The 6,224-nt window shown below is 48.5% G+C and carries 7 protein-coding genes; all 7 read left to right on the forward strand.

What is annotated here, in order from left to right; genetic code table 11:
- Window positions 1-7: 7 nt before the first annotated feature.
- The 7 genes from folB to IEW11_RS23415 all read left to right on the forward strand — a co-directional run bounded on the left by folB (window position 8) and on the right by IEW11_RS23415 (window position 5,979).
- The gene (folB, locus tag IEW11_RS23385) at window positions 8-400 is read left to right on the forward strand and encodes a dihydroneopterin aldolase (RefSeq protein WP_188533519.1); all 393 of its coding nucleotides are present in this window, start codon (window positions 8-10) and stop codon (window positions 398-400) included.
- Entirely contained in the window at window positions 372-956 is a 585-nt protein-coding gene (gene folK, locus IEW11_RS23390) for a 2-amino-4-hydroxy-6-hydroxymethyldihydropteridine diphosphokinase (protein WP_188533507.1), read from the forward strand. Before folB ends, folK begins: the two co-directional genes overlap by 29 nt.
- Window positions 908-1,126: a helix-turn-helix domain-containing protein gene (locus IEW11_RS23395; protein ID WP_188533508.1), complete on the forward strand. Its 219-nt coding sequence runs from the start codon at window positions 908-910 to the stop codon at window positions 1,124-1,126. The genes folK and IEW11_RS23395 overlap by 49 nt, the downstream gene beginning before the upstream one ends.
- Before the next feature lie 36 nt (window positions 1,127-1,162).
- Window positions 1,163-2,200, forward strand: a complete 1,038-nt coding sequence (gene dusB, locus IEW11_RS23400) for a tRNA dihydrouridine synthase DusB (protein ID WP_188533509.1) — start codon at window positions 1,163-1,165, stop codon at window positions 2,198-2,200.
- Between the two features lie 287 nt (window positions 2,201-2,487).
- Complete coding sequence (gene greA / locus IEW11_RS23405) at window positions 2,488-2,964, forward strand: transcription elongation factor GreA (RefSeq protein ID WP_188533510.1); 477 nt, start codon at window positions 2,488-2,490, stop codon at window positions 2,962-2,964.
- Window positions 2,965-3,161: 197 nt separating this feature from the next.
- Complete coding sequence (lysS, locus tag IEW11_RS23410; protein ID WP_188533520.1) at window positions 3,162-4,694, forward strand: lysine--tRNA ligase; 1,533 nt, start codon at window positions 3,162-3,164, stop codon at window positions 4,692-4,694.
- Window positions 4,695-4,806: 112 nt separating this feature from the next.
- Window positions 4,807-5,979, forward strand: coding sequence for a stalk domain-containing protein (locus IEW11_RS23415; RefSeq protein WP_188533511.1), 1,173 nt, complete (start codon window positions 4,807-4,809; stop codon window positions 5,977-5,979).
- Window positions 5,980-6,224 lie beyond the last annotated feature (245 nt).

A 6,224-nucleotide genomic window follows, 5' to 3' on the forward strand; every position in this document is an offset into this window, starting at 1 on the left:
ATGAATGATGGATCGTATGGTTTTAAAAGGGATGCAGTTTTTCGGCTACCACGGTGTTTTTGCAGAAGAGAACAAGCTGGGGCAGCGTTTTGGCGTGGAACTGGAGCTGGATATTGATCTTCGTAAGGCTGCCAAAAATGACGATCTGGACAGTACGGTGAATTATGCCGAGCTGCATGCGATCACTAAAGAGATCGTCGAAGGGCCGCCGTTTAAGCTCATTGAAGCTTTAGCGGGTAACATTGCATCTCGTCTCCTAGAGACTTATACTATTATAAACGAAGTGACGGTACGCGTTATTAAGCCTAACCCGCCGTTTGATATCCATTTCGACGGGGTTGTTGTGGAGCTTCGCAGAAAGCGGGATGAACATGGACAAATCGTTCCCGCCTGGCGCTGAGCCGGAATCGCCGGTTATCAAGCCGGTAACGGCCATTATAGCGCTCGGCTCGAACTTGGGTGATCGCGAGGGGCTGCTGCTGCAAGCGCTAAGGCTGTTGGATGAGCATGCTTCGATCCAAGTACAACATGTGTCCGGCATTTATGAGACTGATCCGGTTGGTTTCACGGAGCAGCCGGCGTTTTTGAATATGGCGGCCGCGGTAGCTGTATCGCTCCCCCCACTTGAACTGCTCCGTCAGATGCTGGCGGTTGAAGGGCGGCTCGGACGAGTGAGAGAGCAGCGCTGGGGACCACGAACAATCGATCTTGATTTGATTTACTATGAAGGTGTGGAGATGGATACGGAGGAGCTGACGCTTCCCCATCCGCGTATGTTGGAACGCGCCTTTGTACTTGTTCCTATGCGTGATGTAGTCGCCGATACAGAGGTGGCGCCATCGTTTCGCGAGTCGGTGGAAAGTGCCGCAGCGGAAGCGCAGAGGTATGGAAAGGAAGGCATTACTTTATGGAATACGATCAATTGGCGCAGCGGATCCGCGCATTCCGGAAGCTGAAGGGATATACCCAACACGAATTGGCTGAGAAGCTGGGTGTATCCGTGGCCGTACTTGGTTCATTGGAGCGGGGAACCCGTCGTCCGGAAGCGAAGCTGCTCGAGCGGATTGCGGATTCGCTGGGCATCAGCTATGACGAATTAACCGGAGACACGTTCAAAATAGAATGAAATTCATTCGCAAAACAGGAAGGAGCATGGTGCGACATGCTGAAAATCGGAAACATCGAGATGAAAAACAAAGTGGTACTGGCACCGATGGCCGGCGTGTGTAATCCAGCTTTTCGCCTAATTGCCAAAGAATTTGGGACAGGGCTCGTCTGTGCAGAGATGGTAAGCGACAAAGCAATTCTGCACGGCAACAAACGGACGATGGAAATGCTGTTTGTCGATGAACGCGAGAAACCGCTAAGCTTGCAAATTTTTGGCGGAGACCGGGAGTCGCTTGTCGAAGCGGCTAAGGTTGTCGACAAACAAACCAATGCCGATATCATCGACATTAATATGGGCTGCCCAGTGCCTAAGGTGACCAAATGTGATGCAGGCGCCCGCTGGCTGCTCGATCCGAACAAAATTTATGAAATGGTGTCGGCTGTTGTCGATGCTGTGGATAAGCCGGTTACGGTTAAGATGCGGATTGGCTGGGACAGCGAACATATTTATGCCATTGAGAATGCCCGTGCCGTAGAACGCGCTGGCGGCAAAGCCGTAAGCGTACACGGTCGGACGAGGGAACAGCTGTATACAGGCAAGGCAGACTGGGATATCATAAGGGATGTCAAGTCTGCGGTATCTATTCCCGTAATTGGCAATGGAGATGTATTCACGCCGGAGGATGCACACCGTCTCCTCGAGCATACGGGATGTGATGGCGTGATGATCGGCAGAGGCGCGCTGGGCAATCCGTGGATGCTGTATCGAACGGTTCAGTATCTGACGAACGGGGAGCTGCTTCCTGATCCGTCGCCTAGCGAGAAGATGCGCATTGCGATTTTGCATATGGACCGCCTTGTCGCTTTAAAGGGAGAAGGCACGGCCGTCCGCGAGATGAGAAAGCATCTGGCATGGTATCTTAAGGGCTTGCCGGGAGCGGCTCGCATTAAGGATAATATTATGGAGGAAACAAGCCGCGATAAAATGGTGCAAATTCTAGACGGCTACATTGAAACGCTTGCCGATACGGCGGATATGCCGATGGAGGCAGGATCTGCCGCCGGGATGCAGGATGAAGCCATCGTGCATTGAAACTTGAATAGAAATTTGATAAGCGTGCCGGGTAACCGGCGCGCTTCACCTATATAGGAAGAAGCGTTTACATAAGGCTCAGCTTTGATTGACATTTGGGGTAAATTTGAAATATAATCATGCAATAGAAATTCCGACCTAAATAGGGTGGAAATGAATAAGGGTGACAAAGTTGTTTACACTTGCCCCCTGCTTGGTGTCATCACGAGTTCCGATTGTAATATATTAGATATCAGTGAATTCATACAAGGTATGAAAATATGTCACACGACAGGAGAATTGGTAAGATGAGCGACAAAGAAATCATCTTGACACAGGACGGCCTAAAGAAGCTTGAAGAAGAATTGGAAAATCTTAAATCGGTAAAACGCCGGGAAGTTGCAGAACGGATCAAGGTAGCCATTGGCTATGGAGATATTAGTGAGAATTCCGAGTATGAGGATGCGAAGAATGAGCAGGCATTTATCGAAGGCCGGATCATCACGCTGGAAAAAATGCTCCGTAATGCGCGGATTATTAACAACGAAGACATAGACACCGACACGGTAAGTATCGGTTCCATCGTAACCGTCGAGGATTTGGAATTTAAAGATACCATGGAGTATGCCATTGTCGGAACAGCGGAATCCGATCCGCTGCAGAACAAGATTTCGAATGAAAGCCCGGTTGGAAGGGCCATTCTGGGCAAGAAAAAGGGAACAGTCGTCGAAGTTAACGTCCCGGCGGGCATCATTCAATATAAAATTGTCGATATCAAAAAGTAAGTTTTGCGCGTACCCATGTTGAGAAGAAGCTTCCTTTCGGAAGCTTTTTTCAAATTCTAGGGAAATAGGAGCTGCCTGATCGAGGATTTAATATTCGGCATGAAAACGGCGCTAACCGTTAAAGATTGCATAAGCCGCTTGCGCTAGGCTATTATAGTGAGATATGGGTCTTCGGCTCGGAAGAATTAAACAAGGAGATGGATGAAGTGACACAAGATAATCAAGAGCATCAGGAACAACAGGAGCAGGAGCTTAGTGAACTGCTGAAAATTCGCAGAGACAAGCTGGACGAGCTTCGCGGGCTTGGCATTGATCCGTTCGGACAGAAATTCGAGCGCACGCATCATGCCAAACAAATTCTCGATGCTTACGGAGAAGTCAGCAAAGAAGAGCTCGAGGAGCAGGCCAATGAAGTCAGCTTGGCTGGACGCATTATGCAAAAACGCGGCATGGGTAAAGCAGGCTTTGCCCATATCCAGGATTTGAGCGGCAAGATTCAGCTCTATGTGCGCCAGGATTCGGTGGACGAAGCAAAATATAAAGCATTTGATCTGCTCGATATCGGTGATATTATCGGTGTTCGCGGGGTCGTTTTCAAGACGAAAACCGGGGAGACCTCGGTTAAGGTGAAAGAACTGGAGGTACTGACGAAGTCGCTGCTTCCGCTGCCGGAGAAATTCCACGGACTGAAAGATGTAGAACTTCGTTACCGTCAGCGTTATGTCGACCTGATCATGAATCCGGACGTACAGCAAACCTTTATTTCCCGTTCCCGGATCATTCAATCAATGCGCCGTTATTTGGATTCGCGCGGTTATTTAGAGGTTGAGACGCCGACCCTTCATTCAATTGCAGGCGGTGCGTCAGCCAGGCCGTTCATCACGCATCACAACGCGCTTGATATGGAGTTGTATATGCGGATCGCGATCGAGCTGCATCTGAAACGTTTGATTGTCGGCGGCTTGGAGAAAGTATACGAGATTGGCCGAGTTTATCGGAACGAAGGAATTTCAACACGCCATAATCCGGAATTCACGATGATCGAGCTGTATGAAGCGTATGCCGATTACAAAGATATTATGGAATTGACAGAGAATCTGGTCGTACACATTGCCCAAGAGGTATTGGGAACGACTCAGATCATGTATCAAGGACAAGAAGTTGACTTGGGCAAGCCATGGCGCCGTGTATCGATGGTCGACCTGGTGAAGGAAGCAACGGGTGTGGACTTTAATGTAGAGATGAGCGACGAGGAAGCCCATAAGCTGGCCAAGGAGCACAAGGTACAGGTAGAGCCGCATATGACTTTCGGACATATCCTCAATGCGTTCTTTGAAACATTTGTGGAGCACACGCTTATTCAACCAACCTTTGTAACCGGCCATCCGGTAGCGATCTCCCCGCTTGCGAAAAAGAACGAAGCCGATCCGCGGTTTACAGATCGTTTCGAATTGTTCATTGTTGCGCGCGAGCATGCCAATGCGTTCACTGAGCTGAATGATCCGATTGACCAGCGTCAACGTTTTGAAGCGCAGCTGGTGGAGAAAGAGCAAGGAAATGATGAAGCGCATGAGATGGATGAGGATTTCATCCGCTCGCTGGAGTATGGCTTGCCGCCGACAGGCGGGCTGGGCATCGGAGTGGACCGTCTGGTCATGCTGTTGACCGATTCGCCTTCGATTCGTGATGTGCTGCTGTTCCCGCTGATGCGTGAGAGAGCTGGAGAATAAATAGAAGAGCCGTTTGAGGATATCCCTCAAACGGCTTTTTTCATGTTCATTTGCAAATGGAAGTGGAACAAAACGAGAAAACTTTTCGTCTGTGCTTATGGAGGTGTGATAAATGAAGTTAAGTTCTCTTAGCATAGCAATGGTGATGTTAATGGCGATTATGGCTTTGCCTATACAAGCAGCGTATACAGGCAGTGACGATTCGACGGTGGAACCTGCGGGTGATTTTGCAACTCTGTATTTGGAACGTCATGAGCTGAATCTTGCAAAAGGGGCATCACGGGCAGTTGTCGATGGGACTGAGCTGGATACCGAACCGATAAACGTAAGGAATGGCCGGACTTATATACCGATTAAGCTGATTGAGCAGGCTGGTGTAGGAAGCGTAAGTTGGGATGCTAAGAATAAGCAGGCAGTCGTCCATGCCAATTCGTCGATTCAAGCTTCAACCCAAACCGTTGCGTTTCGTAACGGACAGCCGTCTCTTTTTCGAAAAGATGGGGCAGCCTACGAGGGCATCAGTATTCCGGCTCCGTTCTTGCTAAATGGGAGAATGTATGTGCCGGCCGGATTGCTGCCGATGTATGGGGTAGCTGTCGGTTATGAGCAGGGAGTGATGATTTGGAGATGGAGCGATAAGATATTCGATCTAACGACAAATCGGATGGAAACCGGGGAACAGGAAATTTCTTTTACTGTGCTTTTTCAGAAAGAGATGAATACTCCACAGTTGATTGCTGCCATGGGGGGAGGCGGATGGATGGGCTCTTCCGGTGAAATCGTGGAAAAGAATATTAAGGTTGGGGATAAGACGTATCATCGCGTTCAGTTCACGGTACAGTTGAAGCCCGGTACTAACCCGATTGAACTCATGGCCGTATCAGCAGGGAGCGCCAGGTTCGAGATTGTCAGAACTATAGATAAGGGCAGCAGAGTGCAGATAAACATTAATGAAGAAGGCAGTAAATACATTGCCATCAAAGAGCCGGACACAGGCTATGTGAGATTAAAGCAAGGCGAACGTCTCGCTTTGTCTGGGAATTTGAAGGAATGGAATGAGTCATTTGATCAGCTCACGGTTCACATTCATAAGTATGCGGATTATGATTATACAGTCATCGAGACCATTCAGGTGCCAATTGAAAAGGGGCAATTTATCACGTCTTTATCTATACAAGATAAGGGTGAATACCTAATCCAGATTGTTAGTCCGAAGTATCTGCCGTTTATAGAGCGCAGCCATGTTTCCACTACATGGGCAGAATTCAAAACAGTCATAGAGTAAATATGCAAAGCCTATCCTTACCTGAATAAAAGGAAGAGGATAGGCTTTATTGAATGCTAAGCGCATAAGTTTGACTCTTATACAAGTTTGGAATCAATCGCGCAGGCGGCGTCAGCCGATGCTGTTTACGCCATCTAATTATTATTTAAAAGAAAATAAAAAAAAAGGTTGCACATGGGCGATCATCTGTGATATATTATTCAAGTCGCCGCTGAGACGGTGACGGACAAGAAGAAATGAATTTG

The sequence above is a fragment of the Paenibacillus abyssi genome (assembly GCF_014640295.1).
GTDB classification, from domain to species: domain Bacteria; phylum Bacillota; class Bacilli; order Paenibacillales; family Paenibacillaceae; genus Paenibacillus_D; species Paenibacillus_D abyssi.

Bases quoted from the DNA above. Each gene is read 5' to 3' on its own strand.
- folK (WP_188533507.1), top strand. From the start codon at position 372: ATGGACAAATCGTTCCCGCCTGGCGCTGAGCCGGAATCGCCGGTTATC.
- lysS (WP_188533520.1), top strand. From the start codon at position 3,162: ATGGATGAAGTGACACAAGATAATCAAGAGCATCAGGAACAACAGGAG.
- folB (WP_188533519.1), top strand. From the start codon at position 8: ATGGATCGTATGGTTTTAAAAGGGATGCAGTTTTTCGGCTACCACGGT.
- dusB (WP_188533509.1), top strand. From the start codon at position 1,163: ATGCTGAAAATCGGAAACATCGAGATGAAAAACAAAGTGGTACTGGCA.
- IEW11_RS23415 (WP_188533511.1), top strand. From the start codon at position 4,807: ATGAAGTTAAGTTCTCTTAGCATAGCAATGGTGATGTTAATGGCGATT.
- greA (WP_188533510.1), top strand. From the start codon at position 2,488: ATGAGCGACAAAGAAATCATCTTGACACAGGACGGCCTAAAGAAGCTT.
- IEW11_RS23395 (WP_188533508.1), top strand. From the start codon at position 908: ATGGAATACGATCAATTGGCGCAGCGGATCCGCGCATTCCGGAAGCTG.